Genomic DNA, 19495 nt, shown 5'->3' with positions numbered 1-19495 from the left:
GTCAGCGAATGGACTCAGGCGTCAGTCAGTGCGTCAGGGGTCCAAGTGCCAGGCGCCCCGGTGGCACGCCGTAGCGCTTGCGGAACTCGCGGTAGAAGAACGACAGGTCGTTGAAGCCGCAGTCATAGGCGACGACCGCGATGGCCGGCGCGGGGCCGCCCTGCCGGGCCGCCGCATCGAGCGCGGCGCGCGCCGCCGCCAGCCGCGTGTCGAGGATGTGGCGGCTCGGCGAAACGCCCAGTGCCTCGAAGGCCCGCTGCAGCAGCCGCGGTGACACGCCCAGGTGCCGCGCCAGTTCGCCCGCGTGGAAGGCCGGGTCGTGGAACTGCAGCGCCACGTGGTCCATCGCGCGACGCAGCACGCCCTCGCCGGCGTTGCGCGACAGCAGCGCCGGCGCCTGCCGCGCACGCTCGACCAGCACCGAGCCGAACACGCCGAGAAAGGCCTCGACCAGGTGCGCGTCGTCGGACTGTCCGCTGTCGAGCAGGCGCGCGAGGATGGCGCGCATCGCGAAGCCCAGCGCGTCGCCGCGCCGCACGCACACGCCGCCCTGCAGCGCGGGGCCGAAGCGCGCGAGCATGTCGGCGCGCGGCAGGTGCACCGACACCTGCTGCGAGCTGGCGCCGTCGTAGACGAACTCCGAGGGCCGCGCCGAATCGATCAGCACGATGTCGCCAGCCTGCACCGCGATCTGCTGCGCGCCCTGGCACATGAGCGCGCCGCCATGGTCCTGGAACACGAGGAAGAAATGTTCGCGGTCGTCGCGCCGGATGGCCTGCGCGTCGCGGTGCACGCGCTGCAGGTTCTGGCCGATGAGCGCCACGTCGACCCCGCCAGCACGCCGCACCTCGATGCCGCCCGAGACGGTCTGCTGGCGCGGCATGGGCACGGGCGTGAAGTTGCCGCACACGGCCTGCAGGCGCGGGCCGACGAGCTCGAACGGCATCTCGGCGCGCATCCGCGGCGTCAATGGGCCACCGGTCATGCTTGCAGACAGGGGGGCGAAAGAGGAAGCGCTCACGAGGTGTCTCCTTGCAACGCATGTTCGCCGGGCTTCCAGGGGCCCAGGGCCACCCCGGACTTCCACAGCTTGAGCGCGCCCGGCAGTATGGCGCGGCTGCCGGCCTTTGCCACGCCCTGCTTGCGGATCTCGCGGTTCAGGCGCGACGAGAAGGCGGTGATCTTGCCGAAGTCCCAGGCGCCGACGTCGCCCATCTCGCTCACCGTGCCCGACCAGGCCTGGGCACGCTTGAGCGTGTTGTGGTTGGTGTGGGAATCCTCGAGCCGCGCGTCGCCCTCGGACAGCGCGCTCAGGTACAGCTGCACCAGGCCCCAGCCGTCGGCGCTGTAGCGGAAGGTGGCGCCATCGCAGGCCTTCGGGTCGAGCGCCACGCGACGAGGCACGAAGGGCGGCCCGGCCCCCAGCACGTAGAGCTGCAAGTGCACAGCGCGCCACTTCCTGCCATTGGGGTAGCGCCGCTCGAACTGCGCCAGCACTTCGGCGGCCGTATGGAAGCGTTTCAGGGGCTGGCCGAAGTCGGAGCCCAGTTCATGGACCTCGCAGCTGCCTTCGGCCAGCAGCCACGTGAGCAGGCCCTCATGGTCTTCGGGCGTGGCGTAGAAGTCGCAGTTCGGCATGTCGTGCCTGCCTTCGGTGGCCTGCGGTTACTTCGCCAGGGCTTTCAGTGCCATCTTGATGCCGTCGCTCACGCTCGCGTCCTTCGGCAGCGCCTTCAGCGCCAGCGCGGCTTCCTTGTCGCTGTAGCCCAGCGCCACCAGCGCCTGCAGGATGTCGGCCTGCGCGTCGGACGCGGCATGCGCCGGCAGGCCGATGTCGGCGCCCAGCTTGCCCTTGAGCTCCAGCAGCAGCCGCTCGGCCGTCTTCTTGCCGATGCCCGGGATCTTCACGAGCCGGCCCAGCTCCTGCGTGGTGATGGCCTGCGCCAGCTCGCCCACGCTCATGCCCGAGAGCAGGCCCAGCGCGGTGCGCGGGCCCACGCCGGTGATCTTGATGAGCTGGCGGAAGGCCGCGCGCTCCTCGGCGGTGCCGAAGCCGTAGAGAATCTGCGCGTCCTCGCGCACGACGAAGTGCGTGAGCAGCGACACCTTCGCGCCGACGTTGGGCAGGTTGTAGAACGTGCTCATCGGCACGTCGACCTCGTAGCCGACGCCGTTGCAGTCCACCACCACCTGCGGGGGGTTGCGCTCTGCGAGCGTGCCGGTCAGTTTGCCTATCATTGGCTCCCCCCCGTTGCTTGCTCACTTCGTGTAGCCGCTTCCCCCCTCAAGGGGGCAACACCGGCGGCCCGGCAAAGCCGGTTCCGCGGTGTTACCCGCCTTGGATTGCGTTTTTTCGAGCGTGGCTGGTCTTGCATGGGCTGCCAATTAGATGGAAATGGATACCGCGTGATTCTGCGACACACCTTTACCCCCCTGAACAATTCGCGCCTCGGCCACCTGTGCGGCCCGCTGGATGCGCACCTGCGCCGCATCGAGGACGCCCTGGGCGTGAAGATCGCGCACCGCCACGAGCAGTTCAAGGTCGACGGCCCCAAGGCCCCGGCGCAGCGCGCCATGGAGGTGCTGCAGGCGCTGTACGAGATCGCCCAGCGCGCCATCGACCCGGCCGTGGTGCAGCTCACGCTGGCCGGCGACGGCTCGATGAGCGACGAGGACGCGGCCATGCTCGTCACGCGCCGCGCCGACCTGCGCGCGCGCACGCCCACGCAGGCGCTGTACCTGGACAACATCGCCAAGCACGACATCACCTTCGGCATCGGCCCGGCCGGCACCGGCAAGACCTACCTGGCGGTGGCCTGCGCGGTCGATGCACTGGAGCGCGCGGCGGTGCAGCGCATCGTGCTCACGCGCCCGGCCGTCGAGGCCGGCGAGCGCCTGGGCTTCCTGCCGGGCGACCTGACGCAGAAGGTCGACCCCTACCTGCGCCCGCTGTACGACGCGCTGTACGACCTCATGGGCTACGAGAAGGTGCAGAAGGCCTTCGAGCGCAACGTGCTCGAGATTGCGCCGCTGGCCTTCATGCGCGGACGCACGCTGAACAACGCCTTCGTGATCCTCGACGAGGCGCAGAACACCTCGGTGGAGCAGATGAAGATGTTCCTCACGCGCATCGGCTTCGGCGCCAAGGCGGTGGTGACGGGCGACGTGAGCCAGATCGACCTGCCCAAGCAGCAGCTCAGCGGCCTGATCGACGCCGAGCGCGTGCTCAAGCGCGTGGCCGGCATCGCGACCACGCACTTCACGAGCGCCGACGTGGTGCGCCACCCGCTGGTGGCGAAGATCGTCGATGCCTACGACGGCCAGCGCAAGCGCTCGGGAGGCCACTGAGATGGCGGCCTCGTTGCTTCCGGCCCTGTCGCTGTCGCTGCAGTTCGGGCGCTTCAAGGGCGTGGAGCGCCACCGCGCCGCACTGCCGCGCCACAGCGTGACGCGCTGGATTCGCCATGCACTGGACATCGACGGCGAGATCACCGTGCGCATCGTCGATGCCGACGAGGGCCAGCGCCTGAACCGCGAGTTCCGCGGCAAGGACTACGCGACCAACGTGCTCACCTTCGACTATGCGCAGGGCCCGGTCGTGATGGCCGACCTGGTGCTGTGCGCGCCCGTGGTGGCGCGCGAGGCGAAGGAAAACCGCAAGACCCTCGCCGCGCACTACGCGCACCTGCTGGTGCACGGCACGCTGCACGCGCAGGGCTGGGACCACGAGACCAGCGACGCCGACGCGGACGAGATGGAAGCGTACGAAATCGAGATCCTCGCGGGCCTGGGCATCCGCAGCCCGTACGGGCGCTGAGCGCAGGCCGCGATGGCGTCGGACACCGATCCCTGGCTGCCGCGCTGGCTGCCGCTGCTGCGCGCATGTGCCGGCGACGGGCCGGTGCTCGAACTGGGCTGCGCGGCCGGTCGCGACACCGCCACGCTGGTCGACGCCGGGCTGCGGGTGGTGGCGGTCGAGCTGTCGTCCGACGCCCTGGCGCAGGCGCGGCAACGCGTGCCCGCAGGCGCCGAGTTTCACTGCGGCGATTTCCGCGACGCGTGGCCGCTGGCGCAGGGCGCCACGGTCGGCGCCGTGCTCGCGAGCCTGTCGCTGCACTACTTCGCGTGGGACGAAACGCTGGCGCTGGTGCGGCGCATCCACCACGTGCTGCGGCCGGGTGGCGTGCTGCTGTGCCGCCTCAATTCGGTCAACGACCTGCACCACGGCGCGCGCGGCCCGTCGGCCAGCGGGCGGGACGAGGATTTTTTCTACACGGTGGACGGCTTCCCCAAGCGCTTCTTCGACCGCGCCGCGGTCGAGCGGCTGTTTGCCGACGGCTGGCAGCTGCAGCACCTCGAAGAAGTGCGCGTGCTGCGCTACGACGAACCGAAGGTGGCGTGGGAGGCGGTGCTTCGGCCTGTGCCGTTCACGCAGTCATCTGCAGCGGGATCGTGACCGGCCCGTCGTTCAGCAGGTGCACCTGCATGTCGGCACCGAACTCGCCGGTCGCCACCACCGGATGCGCGCCGCGCGCCTGCGCCACGAAGTACTCGTAGAGCCGGCGGCCTTCGTCGGGCGGCGCCGCGAGCGTGAAGCTGGGGCGGTTGCCGCCGCTCACATCGGCGGCCAGCGTGAACTGGCTCACGACCAGCAGGCCGCCGCCGATGTCCTGCACGCTGCGGTTCATCTTGCCGGCGTCGTCCGAGAAGATGCGCAGCTTGAGGATCTTGGCAAGCAGGCGGTCGGCCACGCTGTCGGCGTCGCCGCGTTCGGCGCACAGCAGCACCAGCAGGCCGGCCTCGATGGCGCCGACGGTCTGGCCTGCGATGTCGACGCGGGCGTGGGCGACGCGCTGGAGCACGGCTTTCATGAATGGTGGTCCTCGAGTCGGGTGGCGCGCGCTTCCATGGTGAGCGGCAGCAGTTGAATGGTCACGCGCAGGCCGGGCACGGCGTCCATCAGGGCCTGCTCCAGTTCGTCGCGCAGGTGGGCGGCGCGCTGCAGGGTCCAGTCGCCGGGCACGTGCATGTGCAGGTCGGCAAAGCGGCGCTGGCCGGCGCCGCGCGTCACCATGTCGTCGAAGCGCAGCCGGTCGCCTTCGGCATGGTTGGCGGCGAAGGCGTCGAGCGTGGCGCGCACGGTGGCGAGCGTCTCGGCGTCGAGCGCCTCGTCCATCAGGCCCTGCGAGGAGCGCCACACGAGCTTGAAGCCTTCGCGCACGATGTTGAGCGCCACGCCGATGGCGATCAGCGGGTCGAGCCAGAGCCAGCCGCTGAAATGCACGGCCACGATGCCGACCAGCACGCCGACCGAGGTCCACACGTCGGTCATCAGGTGGCGCCCGTCGGCCTCCAGCGCAATGGAGCGGTGCGCGCGCGCCGCCCGGAACAGCACGAACGCCAGCGCCGCGTTGAAGCCCGAGCTGATCACCGACAGCGCCAGGCCCCAGCCCAGTTGCTCGAGCGGCTGCGGCGCCATCAGCCGCAGCACCGACACCCACAGGATGGCGATGGCGGCGGCCACGATCAGCAGGCCCTCGAAGCCGGACGAGAAGTACTCGGCCTTGTGATGGCCGTAGGGGTGGTCCTCGTCGGCCGGGCGCTCGGCGATGGTGACCATCGCCAGCGCGAACATGGCGCTCGCGAGGTTGACGCACGACTCCATCGCGTCCGAAATCAGGCCCATCGAGTTCGTCAGGTAGCCGGCCCATCCCTTCAGGAGGATGGTGAGCAGGGCCACCGCGACGGAGACGCGAAGCAGCGTTTTAGGGGTCAACGTCATGCAGAAAGAACAAGATCAGGTAAAAAGGGCCTCTGCGCGCGGGCATTACGTCGCAGGAATCGACTGAATTATCAGCCGCGTGACCATATGTAACGCCTTCGGCTTAATATTTGCGCTCATTGCGAAGCAATCAGTCACAGAGAGGCAAATGATGAAGAAATTTTTGACCGCCGCCCTCGGGCTCGCCATCGTCGGCGCCGCCACCCTGGCCCAAGCCCAGGCACCCGCTGCGGCAGCCCCGGCAACGCCCCCGCAGGCCGGGTTCGTGAAGTCGGTGCGCGGCAGCGTCCAGCTGCTCGACGCCGCCGGCGCCACGCGCAACGCGGCCCCCGGCGACGCGCTGGGGGCGGTCGATCGCATCGTGACCGGTCCCGACTCTTCCGCCGCCGTCGTGCTGCGCGACAACACCACGCTGATGGTCGGCCCGTCCTCGCGCATGGACCTCAAGGAATTCCACTTCGACGGCACCACCCGCGACGGCGGCATGCTGGTGTCGCTGCTGCGCGGCTCGATGCGCATGATCACCGGCCTCATCGGCAAGACCAACCCCGACGCCGTGCGCGTCGAAACCCAGACCGCCACCATCGGCATTCGGGGCACGGACTTCATCGTGCAGACCGACGGCCAACCCTGAAAAGATGCAGACACTGTTACGCCGCTCCTCCCTTCTTCTCGCGACCACGGTCGCCCTGCTCCTGGCCGCCTGCTCCTCGCCGGGCACGCGCGTGGTGCTGCTGCCCCAGGCTGACGGCACGCCCTCCGCCGTGGTCGTGCGCGCCAAGGACGGTGAAGAAGTTCTTTCCAAGCCCTACCAGCGCGCCACGGCCGCCGTAGGCGCGAGCGGCGCACCGGTGATCGACCAGGCCGACGCGGCCAAGGTCCAGGCCGAGAACAAGCCCCTGTTCGACATGCGCCCGCCGCTTCCGCAGCGCTACACGGTGTTCTTCGAAGTGGGCACCACCACGCTGACGGCGGCGTCGCAGCAGATCATGACCGAGGCATTGACCGCAGCGCTGGCCCGCAGCGGCGGCGACATCGTGGTGACCGGCCACACCGACACCAAGGGTGCCGGCGAGCAGAACGACCAGCTGTCGCGCCGCCGCGCACAGGAAGTGGCCCAGCTCTTCGTGGAGCGCCAGTTCCCGGCCGCCCGCATCGAGGCCGTGGGCCGCGGCGAACGCGACCTGGCCGTACCGACCGCCGACGAGGTGGACGAGCCGCGCAACCGGCGCGTGACCATCGAGGTCCGCTGATCCCCCGCGCCGACGCCCATTGAAAAAGGCCCCGAGGGGCCTTTTTCGTCGATCAGCTCAGGGTCACCCGCGCAAACTTGCGCTTGCCGACCTGCACCACGTAGCTGCCCGCGGGCAGCTTCAGGCCCTTGTCGGACACCACGACCGAATCGATGCGCACGCCGCCGCCGTCGATCAGGCGGTTGCCCTCCCCGGACGACGACGCCAGGTTGGCCTGCTTGAGCAGCTGGCCGATGCCCAGCGGGGCACCGCTGAGCGCCACCTCGGGAATCTCGTCGGGCACGCCGCCCTTGCTGCGGTTGATGAAATCCTGCTCCGCCGCATCGGCCGCCGCCGCGCTGTGGAAGCGCGCGGTGATTTCCTTGGCCAGCGCGACCTTGGCGTCCTTCGGGTTGCGGCCACCGGCGATCTCGGCCTTCAGCGCCTCGATCTGCGCCACCGACTGGAAGCTCAGCAGCGTGTACCAGCGCCACATCAGCGTGTCGGAGATCGACAGCACCTTGGCGAACATGCTGTTGGCGTCCTCGCTGATGCCGATGTAGTTGCCCTTGCTCTTGGACATCTTCTCGACGCCGTCGAGCCCTTCGAGCAGCGGCATAGTAAGTATGCACTGCGGCTCCTGGCCGTATTCCTGCTGGAGGTGACGGCCGACGAGCAGGTTGAATTTCTGGTCCGTGCCGCCCAGTTCCAGGTCGCTTTCGAGCGCCACCGAGTCGTAGCCCTGCATCAGCGGGTACAGGAACTCGTGCACCGAGATCGACTGGCCGGCCTTGAAGCGCTTGTTGAAGTCGTCGCGCTCCATCATGCGCGCCACCGTGTACTTGGCCGCCAGCTGGATCATGCCGCGCGCGCCCAGCGGGTCGCTCCACTCGGAGTTGTAGCGGATCTCGGTCTTCGACTCGTCCAGCACCAGCTTGGCCTGGGCGAAGTAGGTCTCGGCGTTGGCGCGGATCTGTTCGGCCGTGAGCGGCGGGCGGGTGCTGTTGCGGCCCGAGGGGTCGCCGATCAGGGAGGTGAAGTCGCCGATCAGGAAGATCACGCGGTGCCCCAGGTCCTGGAGCTGGCGCATCTTGTTGAGCACCACCGTGTGTCCGATATGAATATCCGGTGCGGTCGGGTCCAGGCCCAGCTTGATGCGCAGCGGTTTGCCGCTGGCTTCCGCCTTCTGGAGCTTCTTGACCCACTCGTCCTGCGGCAGCAGCTCGTCAGCGCCGCGGAGGGAGATTTCGAGGGCTTGTCTTACACCATCGGAGAGGCTGGTGGATGTAACAGATTCGGCGTTCATGGGCTTTTTTGGCGGTTTTTCCGGTGGCCGAAGCTATACTCAGCCCGACTTTTCAAGCGCCGGATTCTAAGCGGCGCTTTTTTCCGCACCGTCTCCTGCCGCCCTGAACGCACTGGGCCTTGCAGCACGGACCTGCAGAACCTGAGTTGGAATCCACAGTTTGATCAACGGCATTCTCGCCGCCGAGGAGCTTCTCGCTTCCCGCGTGGCCTACACATTCCGGACGTACCCCAAGCAGATCACCGCAGCGATCGCTGCGATGCTGCTCAGCGCCGGCACCCTCGCGGTCGCCTCGCTCGGTCCCGACGCGTCCGACCTCCCCATCCAGCAAGTGCTCGAAGCCACCGCACCGGTGTCTTTCGCCGACCAGTCGGCGTCGCTCGAGAACTTCAGCTTCACGCTGTTCCGCACCGACGTCTCGCGTTCGAGCGACACGGCCGACACGCTGATGAAGCGCCTGGGCATTTCCGACCCCGCCGCCACCGCCTTCGTGCGCGGCAACGCCGAAGCGCGCATGGCGCTGTTCGCGCGCGTGGGCCGCACCGTGACGGCCGAAGCCACGCAGGAAAACCAGCTGCAAAAACTGAGCGCCCGCTGGATTCCCGACGCCGACGGCGGCTTCAAGCGTTTCGTCGTCGAGCGCACGCCCACCGGCTTCGTGGCTCGCACCGAGCGCGACATGCTGACGCCGGGCACGCGCCTGGCCAGCGGCACCATCCGCAGCTCGCTGTTCGCCGCCACCGACGACTCGCGCATTCCGGACGCCGTGGCCAGCCAGCTGGCCGACATCTTCGCGGGCGACGTCGACGTGCGCTCGCTGCGCAAGGGCGACCGCTTCGCCGTGGTCTACGAGACCTTCGAAGCCGACGGCCAGGCGCTGCGCAGCGGCCGCGTGCTCTCGGCCGAGTTCGAGAACAACGGCAAGGTCCACCAGGCGGTCTGGTTCCAGCCCCCGGGCGCGGGCCAGAAGGGCAGCTACTACCGCCCGAACGGCGACAGCCTGCGCAAGGCCTACCTGGCCACGCCGGTCGAGTTCTCGCGCGTGTCCAGCGGCTTCGCGATGCGCATGCACCCGATCCTGAACAGCTGGCGCCAGCACAACGGCATCGACTACGCGGCGCCCACGGGCACCGCGGTGCGCACGGTCGGTGATGGCACGGTCGATTTCGCCGGTACGCAAAGCGGCTACGGCAACATCGTCATCATCAACCACCGCAACAACCAGCAGACGGCCTACGCCCACCTGAGCCGCATCAACGTGAAGGCCGGCGAGAGCGTGAGCCAGGGTCAGACCATCGGCGCCGTCGGCTCGACCGGCTGGGCCACCGGCCCGCACCTGCATTTCGAATACCGCGTCGCCGGGGCCTACCAGGACCCGACCACGATCGCGCAAGAAGGTGGCGCACCGATCACCGCCGCCCTGCGTCCGGCCTTCGAACGCATCGCCGTGGGCGCCCGCACCGAGCTGGCTGCCGCCTTCTCGGTGATCCAGGCCAGCGCCGACTGAGCCTCGCGCCCCAAGGCATGGCCGCCGCACCGCAGCCGCCGCAGCAACGCTTCATCGGCCTGATGTCGGGCACCTCGCTCGACGGGGTCGACGGCGTCATTGCCGATTTCTCCGACGACGGCCACCTCGCGGTGATCGGCCACGCCAGCGCCGACTTTCCCGCCCCGCTGCGCGCCGAGCTGATGGCGCTCAACACCCCCGGCGACAACGAACTGCACCGCGCGGCCCTGGCCGGCAACGGCCTGGCGCGGGCGTATGCCGACGTGGTCGCGCAGCTGCTGGTCAGCACCGGCACCGCCCCGCACGCCGTCACCGCCATCGGCGCCCACGGCCAGACCGTGCGCCACCGGCCGCTCGAATTCGACGGCACGGGCTACACGCTGCAGGTCAACAACCCCTCGCTGCTGGCCGAACTGAGCGGCATCGACGTGGTCGCCGACTTCCGCAGCCGCGACCTCGCGGCCGGCGGCCAGGGCGCCCCGTTGGTGCCGGCCTTCCACCAGGCCCTGTTCGCCCGGCCTGATGCCCCCGTCGCGGTGCTGAACCTCGGCGGCATCTCCAACCTGAGCCTGCTGCCCGCCACGAGCGCGCCGGCGGGCACCGCGCCCCTGCTGGGCTTCGATTGCGGCCCCGCCAATGCGCTGATGGACCACTGGTGCCAGCGCCACCTCGGCCAGCCCTTCGACCAAGGCGGCCAGTGGGCCGCCAGCGGGCGCGTGCTGCCCGAACTGCTGGCCCGGCTGCAGGCCGAACCGTATTTCGCCAAGGCGCCGCCGAAGAGCACGGGGCGCGATTTATTCCATCCGGACTGGCTGGCCGGCCACCTGGGCGCGGCCGCCTGGGCGCCTGCCGATGTGCAGGCCACGCTGGCCGAACTGACCGCCAGCACCTGCGCGACAGCACTGCAAAGCTATCAAAAAGAGAGCGCCTTGCTGATCGTCTGCGGCGGCGGTGCGCTCAACGACCACCTCATAGCGCGCCTGCGCGCCCTGCTGCCCGGCGTGCAGGTGCAGGCGTCGTCGGAACACGGCCTGCCGCCCCAGCAGGTCGAGGCGGCCGCCTTCGCATGGCTGGCTCGGCGGACCGTGCGGCGCGAACCCGGCAACCTCGCGAGCGTGACCGGCGCGCGCGGGGCGCGGGTGCTCGGGGCGATCTACCCCGCCTGAATTGCGTCAGCCCTGGCCGGAAACCTCCGGCTGCGCAGGCTGCGCCGCCCGCACTTCTGCGGGCAAATGCCAGAAGATCAATGCAGAAGCCACCGTGATGAGTCCCATGGTCGCGAACGTGGCCTGGAACGCATCGAGCGTCTGCACCGCCGTCGTGGTACCGAACACGCCGTTGTAGCCCGCCAGCACCGCGCCGGCCGCGGCCACGCCCAGGCTCATCGCCAGCATCTGCACCATCGACAGCAGGCTGTTGCCGCTGCTGGCCATGCCGCCGTCGAGGTCCTTCAGGGTGATCGTGTTCATCGCCGTGAACTGCAGCGAATTGACCGCGCCGAACACCAGCAGCTGCAGCAGGTGCAGCGCCACCGGCTGCCCCGGCGCCGTGAGGCCGAAGCTGGCCATGGTGCAGCCCACCAGCACCGTGTTGGCGACCAGCACGCGGCGGTAGCCGTGGCGCGTGATCAGCGGCGTGGCAAAGCGCTTCATCGCCATGCCGGCCAGCGCCACCGGCAGCATCATCAGCCCGGCACGCACCGGCGAATAGCCCATCGACACCTGCAGCAGCAGCGGCACCAGGAAGGGCATGCAGCTGCTGCCCAGGCGCGAGAACAGGTTGCCCAGCAGGCCGATGCTCAGCGTCGGAATGCCGAACAGCGCGGGCGAGAACAGCGGCTCCGGCGTGCGTGCTGCGCGCAGCCAGTAGGCGACCACGGCGGCGAAGCCGAAGATCAGCACCGCCATCACCCCGCCCTGGCGCAGCCCGAGCCCCGACACGCCGTCGACCGCCAGCGAGATCGCCACCATGCCGAAGGCCAGCAGCGCGTAGCCCACGCTGTCGAAACGCTTCTGGATCGCACCGCGCAGGTCGGGCATGTAGCGCAGCGTTGCGATGCAGCCCGCCAGCCCCACCGGCACGTTGATCAGGAAGATCCAGTGCCAGGAGGCGTACTGCACCAGCCAGCCGCCCAGCGTGGGCCCCAGCAGCGGCCCGATGAGCCCCGGAATGGCCACGAAGCTCATCGCCTGCAGGAACTCGCCGCGCGGCACCGTGCGCAGCAGCGCCAGGCGCCCCACAGGCAGCAGCAGCGCCCCGCCCAGGCCCTGCACCACCCGCGCCGCCACGAGCTGCCCCAGCCCCTGCGAGAGCGCGCACAGCACCGAGCCGGCGGCAAACAGCACGATGGCGCAGAAGAAGATGCGCCGCGTGCCGAAGCGGTCGGCGATCCAGCCCGAGGCCGGGATCAGCATCGCCATCGTGAGCGCATAGGCCACCACCACCGACTGCATGCGCAGCGGGCTCTCGCCCAGGCTGGCAGCCATCGCGGGCAGCGCCGTGTTGATGATGGTGGCGTCCAGCGTCTGCATGAAGAAGCCCACGGCCACGAGCCACAACAGGCTCTTGCGGGAGGGATCGACGGGGGCGGCGGTTTCGGGGCTCATCGGGAAGGCGCGGATTCAGAAGGAAAAACGACAGGCAGCAAAAAGCCGCCCGGAGGCGGCTTTTTCGAGGGGGCTGGTCAGCAGCATCCAGGCATCAGGCCGAGAAGCTGGAACCGCAGCCGCAGGTGCTGGTGGCGTTCGGGTTCTTGATCACGAACTGGGCGCCCTGCAGGTCTTCCTTGTAGTCGATCTCGGCGCCGAGCAGGTACTGGTAGCTCATGGCGTCGATCAGCAGCGACACACCGTTCTTGGTCATGGTGGTGTCGTCTTCGTTGGTGATCTCGTCGAAGGTGAAACCGTACTGGAAGCCCGAGCACCCGCCGCCCTGCACGAACACGCGCAGCTTCAGGTCGGGATTGCCCTCTTCGGCGATCAGGTCGGCGACCTTGGCGGCCGCGCTGTCGGTGAAGACGATCGGCTCGGGCATCTGGGTCTGGATGTTTTCGGCAACAGCGCTCATGGGGTGAAACTCCTTGGGGGGCCGCTTGGGCGGCCAATGGGACGGATGCTACTGCAATGCCGCAATCTCGGCAGGCCGACTGTGGCGAGCACCCATCGCAAGTGGGGTCGGGCGCCGCATCCGCCAAGAGCACCTGGGGACGCGGCCACGAAAAAGCCGCCCGAGGGCGGCTTCTTGTCTCGCAACGCGCAGGGGATCAGCGCTTGCTGAACTGCTTGCGGCGACGGGCGGAGTGCAGACCGACCTTCTTACGTTCGACTTCACGTGCGTCACGCGTCACGAAGCCGGCTTGGCTCAGGACGGGCTTCAGCGAAGCGTCGTAGTCGATCAGGGCACGGGTGATGCCGTGGCGCGTAGCGCCGGCTTGACCCGATTCGCCGCCGCCGTTCACGTTGACCATCACGTCGAAAGCTTCGAGGTTGTTGGTCAGCGCCAGGGGCTGCTTGGCGATCATGATCGAGGTTTCACGGCCGAAGAACGCTTGGATGTCCTTGCCGTTGACCGTGATCTTGCCGGTGCCTTTTTTCAGAAACACACGGGCGACGCTGGATTTGCGACGGCCGGTGCCATTGTTCCATTCACCAATCATTCTCAAGGCTCCTTACAGTTCCAGCACTTTGGGCTGTTGGGCGGTATGCGGGTGCTCAGCACCACCGTACACCTTGAGTTTCTTGATCATCGCGTAACCAAGCGGGCCCTTGGGCAGCATGCCCTTGACAGCCTTTTCCAGGGCACGGCCCGGGAACTTGTTCTGCATGTCGCGGAAGTTCGTCGCCGTGATACCGCCCGGGTAGCCCGAGTGACGGTAGTACACCTTGTCGATCGACTTGGCGCCGGTGACGCGCAGTTGCGCGGCGTTGATGATGACGATGTAGTCACCGGTATCGACGTGAGGCGTGTAAATGGCCTTGTGTTTGCCGCGCAAACGGAGAGCAACTTCGCTGGCTACTCGTCCGAGGACCTTGTCGGTCGCGTCAATCACAAACCACTCGTGCGTCACGTCAGCGGGCTTGGCGCTGAACGTTTTGGTCATGAGTTTTTCTCTTGAAAGAGGGTTTGGCGAGCCCTTTTCCACGGTCGGCGTTCCTCTGCTGGGAATCTCTTAGGTGGGTTTTCACGCCTGCCTGCCCAGTGATGAGCAGGTGAACATGCCTTCGCCGCGGGGCTACAAAAACGCTGCGAAGCCCGCGATTATATGAAGAAATGGCCAAACGGCCAATTTCCGGGCTTCCGGGGGCCTCAGCGCTGGATGCGGACCAGCTCCAGGCTCTCGTTGGCCCCCGAGGAGACCCCGCGCTGGTATTCGCCCTCGAAACGGACGACCCGGCCCAGTTCGGGGCTGTACCAGGCGGCGCCCCGAAAGCGCGTGCTGGCGCCGGTCAGCGGCAAGCTGGTGGTGCTGGAGGCGAAGATCCAGCCCTCGTAGCCGATGCGCATCACGTTCAACTCCACCCCGTCCACACGCATCGTCTGCTCGCCGCCCACCGAGGCGGTGAGTTCATGCCGCAGCCGGTCGCCGGTGGTCGTCACGTAGTCGAGCTGCCAGCGCATGCCGGGCTGGATGTCGTCCTTTCGCAATGCCCAGCCGCCCGGCGGCGACGCGGTGTCGAACAGGCCGCCGGCTGGCGACGTGATGGAGACCACCTGCCCGTTGGTCTTCTCGATCCGGCTGCCGGCATTGAACGACACCTCGTCGCCGCTGACCCGGTCCACCCGGTAGATCACCGGCGCCCGGTTTCCCGTCAGCCGGTCCGTGCGCACGTACTCGAGCGCGTCGCCGGCGCGCAGCGGCTCGGTCAGCGGGATGCCCGCCCCACCGGCGTCGGCCACCCGGCGGGCGGCAGCGCCCGCAGGCTCCCGGGTCCGCGCCGCCAGCTGCACCTGGGCGCGGGCCGGCAGTTCCGCCAGGAACTCGGCCGGCATGGCGAAGTTCAGGTTGCCGCCGTCGCGGGCGGCGAAGGTGGTGATGCCCAGCAGGCGGCCGTCGCTGTCGAACAGCCCGCCGCCGCTCGACCCGGGGGCGATGGCGGCCGTGGTCTGCAGCAGCCGCGCCTCGCCGTCGCCGCCGCGCAGGCCCGACAACAGGCCTTCGCTGAGCGTGTTTTCCAGCCCGCGCGGGTTGCCGATGGCGTACACACGCTGGCCCACGCGCGCACCGCCGGCGGGCGCCAGGGTCACCGGGGTTGCCGTGAAGTTGGCGACCTTGATCTGGCACAGGTCGCGCCCCGGGTCCGGGTATTCGAGCGTGGCGCCGTAGGTGACGTTGTCGCGCTTGACCACGAAATTGCTGGCCTTGGCGAGCACGTGGCAGTTGGTGACGAGGCGGCCGGGAGCGATCACCACGGCGCTGCCGGCGCGCAGCGGGCGCTCCTGCGCGTCGAAGGTGCGCACGGCCCAGACGCTGCCCGTCAGCTTGGCGAACAGGGCATCGGGCTCCAGCGCGGCGGCGGGGCCGGCGGCCAGCAAGGCGCCTGCGGCACACAGCCACGGCGCGGGGTTCGTCCAGACCGGCTTCACGGCTTGGCAGGCAGCAGGCCGCGCAGGTCGTCCATCGAGACCCGGGCGTCAGGCGCGGCGGGCGGCGCTGCTGGTGCGGGGCGCACTGGAGCGGCCGGTGCGACCGCCACGGGAGGAGAAGGAGGAGGCGGAGAAGCCACCACGGCCGGCGCGGGCGCAGGCACAGGCGCCGCGGTGGTCTTCGGCGCCGGCGCGGCCGCCATCTCGGTCGTGCCGATCTTCATGCCGACGGTCGCCTCGTCGCCGGTCTGCGCGCTGCGGTCGAAGCTGCGCACCTCGCCGAAGATCAGCCGGATCCAGCTCGGGTAGTTGAAGCCCGCCCCGGTGCCGGTGTCGATCGCCACGCCGACCAGCCCGCCGAGCATCACGTTGCCGACCAGGCCCGCGTTGACGCGCGAGATCGCCTGGCCGCGGGCCGGCGGCTGGCCGGCCTGGGTGCATTCGATGCTCAGGTTCTCGCCCGAGCGCCGCACCGGCAGGGTCAGGCCGGAGCGCACCACCGCGTCATTGCGATCGTTCGAAACCCGGCAGCGGGCGCCGTCGACCACCTTGCCCTCGGGCGACAGGGTCTCGATCTTCACGTTCTGGGTCGTCCCGTGGGTGACCGAGGCGCAGCCCGTCAAAATAGACAAAACACCCGCGCCGACGCACAGGCCCCAAAATCGCCATCCGGCTCCTCGCATTGCTGCCCCTCGTTGTGTTTTGTAAATCAATGTAGCGCCGCGCGAGTCTAGCGCTCCCTTTTTCACTTTTTCAGGCTTCATTCCATGTTCAGTTACCGCCACGCGTTCCATGCCGGCAACCACGCCGACGTGCTCAAGCACACGGTCCTGATTGCCACCCTCGACCACCTGCTTGAAAAAGACGCCGCGCTGACCGTCGTCGACACCCACGCCGGCGCCGGCCTGTACCGGCTCGACGGCGACTACGCCGGCACCAGCGGCGAAGCGGCCGACGGCGTGCTGCGCTTCTTCCCCGCGCCGACAAAAGCGGCCGAAACGCCCGCGCCGGCCGCGAAAACGGCTGGCAAGAAAGCGGCAGCCCCCGCCGAAGACAAGCCGGTCGCAGAAGCCATCGCCCGCTACCTCAGCGTGATCCACGACTTCAACCCCAAGGGCGGCGCCCGCGTCTACCCCGGCTCGCCGTTCATCGTGCAGCACCTGCTGCGCGACCACGACAAGCTCAAGCTGTTCGAGCTGCACCCGACCGATTCGCGCACGCTCGGCGCCAACATCGCGCAGCTCGAAGCCGGCCGGCAGATCGCCGTGTTGACCGAAGACGGCTTCGGCAGCGCCACCAAGTTCCTGCCGCCGCCCTCGCGCCGCGCGCTGGTGCTGATGGACCCGAGCTACGAAATGAAGACCGACTACGGCCGCGTGCTCGACTTCGCGGCCGAGGCGCTCAAGCGCTTCGCCACCGGCACCTACGCCGTCTGGTACCCGATCATTCCGCGCCCCGAGGCGCACGACCTGCCGCGCCGCCTGAAGACGATGGCGACCAAGGCCGGCAAGTCGTGGCTGCACGCCACGCTGACCGTCAAGTCGAGCAAGATCACGAAGGATGCCGCCTCGGGCGAAACGCAGCGCCCGGGCCTGCCGGCCAGCGGGATGTTCCTGATCAACCCGCCCTACACGCTGAAGGCGCAACTGGCCGAGGCACTGCCCCAGCTGGCCGAGCGCCTGGCACAAGACCGCAACGCCGCCTACTCGCTCGAGAGCGGCGGCTGAGGCCGTTCAGCGGCGCTTGCGCGGCGGCACGATCACCCGCTTGCGCGCAGGGGCCGGCGCACGCACGCGCGACGTCGGCGCTTCCGGCGCAGCCTGCAGGTCGCCCGCGGCCACGGCCTCACCGCCGCAGCGCATGCCTTCGCGGTCGATGACCGACAGCGCCACCTGCTTGATGCCCAGCCCCGTGAGGCCGATGCGGTCGGCCGCGGCGCGGCTCAGGTCGATGATGCGGCCCGGCGTGAAGGGCCCGCGGTCGTTGACGCGCACCAGCACCTCGCTGCCATTGACCAGGCTGCGCACGCACACGCGCGTGTTGAAGGGCAGCGTCTTGTGGGCCGCCGTCATGGCGCCCATGTCGAAGCGCTCGCCGTTGGCGGTCTTGCGCTGATGGAACTGGATGCCGTACCACGAGGCCCCGCCGCGCTCGAAGATCTCGCGCGGCTCATCGCCAGGCACGCCGTCGTCGAGCGCCTCGCCGGTGCCGGACACCGCGAGGTCGTAGCGCACCGACGGCACGGCCGAGCGCGGGGCGGCGCCGGGCGGCACGGCCAGGCCGCGTCCCAGCGGCTGCAGCCGCTTGCCGGACGCTGCCGGCGTGGCGGCGGTGTCCGCGTCTTTCTCCTGCGTGGCAGGCGGCATGGTGCACCCTGCGAGCACGCAGGAGACCGCGACGGCGACCGCGCGCAGCCCTCTCAATCCAGGCGCTCCAGGATGGCCAGCGTGGCCGCCGACTGGTTCATCGTGTAGAAGTGGATCGCGGGTGCGCCGCCCTTTTGCAGGCGCTCGCACAGGTCGGTCACCACGTCCAGGCCGAAGGCCTTGATCGAGGCTGTGTCGTCGCCGAAGCCTTGAAGGCGCAGGCGGATCCAGCGCGGAATCTCGGCGCCGCAGGCGTCCGAGAAGCGCATGAGCTGCGTCGAGCTCGTGATGGGCATGATGCCCGGCACGATCGGCGTGTCGAGCCCCAGCTTGCGCGCGTCGTCGACGAAGCGGAAGTAGGCCTCGGGGCTGAAGAAATACTGCGTGATGGCCGAGTCGGCCCCGGCCTTCACCTTGGTCGCGAAGGCCTGCAGGTCGGCTTCGGGCGAGCGCGCCTGCGGATGCACTTCGGGGTAGCAGGCCACCTCGATGTGGAAGTCGCGGCCGGTCTCCTCGCGGATGAAGGCGACCAGGTCGCTCGCGTACTGGAACTCGCCGCCGATGCCGTAGCCGCTGGGCAGGTCGCCGCGCAGCGCGACGAGGCGCTTGACGCCCATGGCCTTCAGCTCGGCCAGCTGCTCGCGCACAGTGGCGCGCGTGGCGCCGATGCACGAGAAGTGGCTGGCGGCGTCCACGCCCTCGGCCAGGATCTCCTGCACCGCACCGAAGGTGCCCTGGTGCGTGGAGCCGCCCGCGCCGTAGGTGACGGAGCAGAACTGCGGCTTGCGCACATACAGCTGCTGGCGCACGGCGCGCAGCTTGACCGCGCCTTCGGGCGTCTTGGTCGGGAAGAATTCGAAACTCAGCGGAAGGCGCACCTGCGTCTCCTTAGGAACCGTCGCCGGCCTTGGCAGCACGAACGGCGTGAATGAAAAACTCGCGGTTGCCGTCGCCCCCGGCGATCGGGCTGTCGAACCAGCGCAGCACCTTCAGCTCGAGCGCCGCGCAGGCGTCGTGCAGGCGCTTCTCGACCACAGGGTACATCGCCTCGTCGCGCACGATGCCGCCCTTGCCGACCTGGCCGGGCTGCAGCTCGAACTGCGGCTTGACCAGCATCAGCAACTGGCCGTCGTCGGCCAGGAACTGCACCACGGCCGGCAGCACCAGCGTGAGCGAGATGAACGACAGGTCGCCGACGATGAGGTCGAAGCGCGGTTCAGGCGGGGCTTCGACAACTTCGACCGCCTCGCCAGTTTCTGCGCCTTCCTCATCGTCCACCTGCAAATCGGCCGGCGACAACGCCCGCGCATTGACGCCTTCGATGGCGACCACGCGTGCGTCCTCGCGCATGCGCGGATGCAGCTGCCCGTGGCCCACATCGATGCCCACCACCTTGGCGGCACCGTGCTGCAACAGGCAGTCGGTGAAGCCGCCGGTCGACTGGCCGACGTCCAGGCAGAGCTTGCCCGTCGGGTCCACGCCGCTGACCGCCAGCGCACCTTCGAGCTTGAGGCCGCCGCGCGACACGTAGCGTGCCTCGGCGGCATCGGCGAGCTCGAGCTCGGCCGACTCGGGCACTTCGTCCTTGTTCTTGACGACATTGCGCCACGCGTCGCTCGTGCCCGCGTCACGCCAACGCATGCCGCCGGCGATGAGCCGGACAGCTTGCGAACGCGAGGCGGCCATGCCGCGCTCTACCAACAGTTGATCGGCGCGCAC

23 protein-coding genes are annotated in these 19495 nt (G+C 69.1%); 8 read left to right on the top strand and 15 right to left on the bottom strand.

All coding sequences use genetic code 11. The features are described from left to right. Positions 1-25: 25 nt before the first annotated feature. The 3 genes from AC07Q9_RS20055 to ruvA are packed head-to-tail and all read right to left on the bottom strand — an operon-like array spanning position 26 to position 2238. Positions 26-1021, bottom strand: coding sequence for a helix-turn-helix domain-containing protein (locus AC07Q9_RS20055; protein WP_495311537.1), 996 nt, complete (start codon positions 1019-1021; stop codon positions 26-28). Continuing rightward, positions 1018-1638 carry a hypothetical protein gene (locus tag AC07Q9_RS20050; protein WP_495311534.1) on the bottom strand — a complete coding sequence of 207 codons (621 nt, stop codon included), beginning with the start codon at positions 1636-1638 and terminating at the stop codon, positions 1018-1020. Before AC07Q9_RS20050 ends, AC07Q9_RS20055 begins: the two co-directional genes overlap by 4 nt. A gap of 27 nt (positions 1639-1665) precedes the next feature. Further along, positions 1666-2238, bottom strand: coding sequence for a Holliday junction branch migration protein RuvA (gene ruvA, locus AC07Q9_RS20045; RefSeq protein ID WP_056577514.1), 573 nt, complete (start codon positions 2236-2238; stop codon positions 1666-1668). A 168-nt stretch (positions 2239-2406) separates the two neighbouring features. Here ruvA and AC07Q9_RS20040 point away from each other — a divergent pair, with 168 nt between their 5' ends. From AC07Q9_RS20040 to AC07Q9_RS20030, 3 genes are read left to right on the top strand one after another with little or no spacing between them, the layout of a single operon-like run. Next, positions 2407-3348, top strand: coding sequence for a PhoH family protein (locus AC07Q9_RS20040; protein ID WP_062479248.1), 942 nt, complete (start codon positions 2407-2409; stop codon positions 3346-3348). Position 3349: 1 nt separating this feature from the next. Further along, positions 3350-3817 (top strand): rRNA maturation RNase YbeY, encoded by a 468-nt coding sequence (gene ybeY / locus AC07Q9_RS20035; protein ID WP_495311530.1) that lies wholly within the window; start codon positions 3350-3352, stop codon positions 3815-3817. 12 nt (positions 3818-3829) lie between these two features. Continuing rightward, positions 3830-4456 (top strand): class I SAM-dependent methyltransferase, encoded by a 627-nt coding sequence (locus tag AC07Q9_RS20030; RefSeq protein ID WP_495311529.1) that lies wholly within the window; start codon positions 3830-3832, stop codon positions 4454-4456. Here AC07Q9_RS20030 and dtd read toward each other — a convergent pair. Both dtd and AC07Q9_RS20020 read right to left on the bottom strand, forming a co-directional pair. Then, on the bottom strand, positions 4428-4871 hold the full coding sequence (gene dtd, locus AC07Q9_RS20025) for a D-aminoacyl-tRNA deacylase (protein WP_495311526.1): 444 nt from the start codon (positions 4869-4871) through the stop codon (positions 4428-4430). The two genes, AC07Q9_RS20030 and dtd, sit on opposite strands and share 29 nt — an antisense overlap. Continuing rightward, entirely contained in the window at positions 4868-5782 is a 915-nt protein-coding gene (locus tag AC07Q9_RS20020) for a cation diffusion facilitator family transporter (protein ID WP_492679914.1), read from the bottom strand. Before AC07Q9_RS20020 ends, dtd begins: the two co-directional genes overlap by 4 nt. Before the next feature lie 148 nt (positions 5783-5930). On the opposite strand from AC07Q9_RS20020, the gene AC07Q9_RS20015 reads away from it, so the two are divergent. Both AC07Q9_RS20015 and AC07Q9_RS20010 read left to right on the top strand, forming a co-directional pair. Continuing rightward, positions 5931-6416 carry a FecR family protein gene (locus AC07Q9_RS20015; RefSeq protein WP_370870093.1) on the top strand — a complete coding sequence of 162 codons (486 nt, stop codon included), beginning with the start codon at positions 5931-5933 and terminating at the stop codon, positions 6414-6416. Between the two features lie 4 nt (positions 6417-6420). After that, the gene (locus tag AC07Q9_RS20010) at positions 6421-7035 is read left to right on the top strand and encodes an OmpA family protein (protein WP_489062538.1); all 615 of its coding nucleotides are present in this window, start codon (positions 6421-6423) and stop codon (positions 7033-7035) included. Positions 7036-7087: 52 nt separating this feature from the next. On the opposite strand, the gene tyrS is transcribed toward AC07Q9_RS20010, so the two are convergent. Then, positions 7088-8320 carry a tyrosine--tRNA ligase gene (gene tyrS, locus AC07Q9_RS20005; RefSeq protein WP_495311522.1) on the bottom strand — a complete coding sequence of 411 codons (1233 nt, stop codon included), beginning with the start codon at positions 8318-8320 and terminating at the stop codon, positions 7088-7090. A gap of 160 nt (positions 8321-8480) precedes the next feature. Between tyrS and AC07Q9_RS20000 the strand changes: the two genes are divergently transcribed. Beyond that, positions 8481-9827, top strand: coding sequence for a M23 family metallopeptidase (locus AC07Q9_RS20000; protein ID WP_495302402.1), 1347 nt, complete (start codon positions 8481-8483; stop codon positions 9825-9827). A gap of 17 nt (positions 9828-9844) precedes the next feature. Beyond that, positions 9845-10993, top strand: a complete 1149-nt coding sequence (locus AC07Q9_RS19995) for an anhydro-N-acetylmuramic acid kinase (RefSeq protein ID WP_495311521.1) — start codon at positions 9845-9847, stop codon at positions 10991-10993. Between the two features lie 6 nt (positions 10994-10999). Here the strand turns inward: AC07Q9_RS19995 and mdtD are convergent, their stop codons facing one another. From mdtD to AC07Q9_RS19965, 6 genes are all read right to left on the bottom strand, one after another. Next, positions 11000-12433: a multidrug transporter subunit MdtD gene (gene mdtD / locus AC07Q9_RS19990; protein ID WP_495311519.1), complete on the bottom strand. Its 1434-nt coding sequence runs from the start codon at positions 12431-12433 to the stop codon at positions 11000-11002. A gap of 94 nt (positions 12434-12527) precedes the next feature. After that, the gene (gene erpA, locus AC07Q9_RS19985; protein WP_056577477.1) at positions 12528-12893 is read right to left on the bottom strand and encodes an iron-sulfur cluster insertion protein ErpA; all 366 of its coding nucleotides are present in this window, start codon (positions 12891-12893) and stop codon (positions 12528-12530) included. Between the two features lie 196 nt (positions 12894-13089). Then, positions 13090-13482: a 30S ribosomal protein S9 gene (gene rpsI, locus AC07Q9_RS19980; protein WP_062479216.1), complete on the bottom strand. Its 393-nt coding sequence runs from the start codon at positions 13480-13482 to the stop codon at positions 13090-13092. 12 nt (positions 13483-13494) lie between these two features. Further along, positions 13495-13926, bottom strand: coding sequence for a 50S ribosomal protein L13 (rplM, locus tag AC07Q9_RS19975; protein WP_056577471.1), 432 nt, complete (start codon positions 13924-13926; stop codon positions 13495-13497). Positions 13927-14132: 206 nt separating this feature from the next. Further along, positions 14133-15410, bottom strand: a complete 1278-nt coding sequence (locus tag AC07Q9_RS19970; protein WP_495311517.1) for a S1C family serine protease — start codon at positions 15408-15410, stop codon at positions 14133-14135. Then, positions 15407-15991: a hypothetical protein gene (locus tag AC07Q9_RS19965; RefSeq protein WP_495311515.1), complete on the bottom strand. Its 585-nt coding sequence runs from the start codon at positions 15989-15991 to the stop codon at positions 15407-15409. Before AC07Q9_RS19965 ends, AC07Q9_RS19970 begins: the two co-directional genes overlap by 4 nt. A gap of 186 nt (positions 15992-16177) precedes the next feature. On the opposite strand from AC07Q9_RS19965, the gene AC07Q9_RS19960 reads away from it, so the two are divergent. Then, the gene (locus AC07Q9_RS19960; RefSeq protein WP_489062528.1) at positions 16178-17137 is read left to right on the top strand and encodes a 23S rRNA (adenine(2030)-N(6))-methyltransferase RlmJ; all 960 of its coding nucleotides are present in this window, start codon (positions 16178-16180) and stop codon (positions 17135-17137) included. Between the two features lie 6 nt (positions 17138-17143). Here AC07Q9_RS19960 and AC07Q9_RS19955 read toward each other — a convergent pair whose 3' ends face one another. From AC07Q9_RS19955 to AC07Q9_RS19945, 3 genes are read right to left on the bottom strand one after another with little or no spacing between them, the layout of a single operon-like run. Then, complete coding sequence (locus AC07Q9_RS19955; RefSeq protein WP_495311513.1) at positions 17144-17776, bottom strand: septal ring lytic transglycosylase RlpA family protein; 633 nt, start codon at positions 17774-17776, stop codon at positions 17144-17146. Positions 17777-17829: 53 nt separating this feature from the next. Next, a complete protein-coding gene (metF, locus tag AC07Q9_RS19950) occupies positions 17830-18654 on the bottom strand; it encodes a methylenetetrahydrofolate reductase [NAD(P)H] (RefSeq protein WP_495311511.1) in 825 nt (274 codons plus the stop codon). Between the two features lie 10 nt (positions 18655-18664). Then, entirely contained in the window at positions 18665-19495 is an 831-nt protein-coding gene (locus AC07Q9_RS19945) for a TlyA family RNA methyltransferase (RefSeq protein WP_495311509.1), read from the bottom strand.

This window comes from Variovorax sp. GW821-FHT09A10, assembly GCF_059418385.1.
This window is presented reverse-complemented; position numbering and strand designations above follow the sequence as displayed.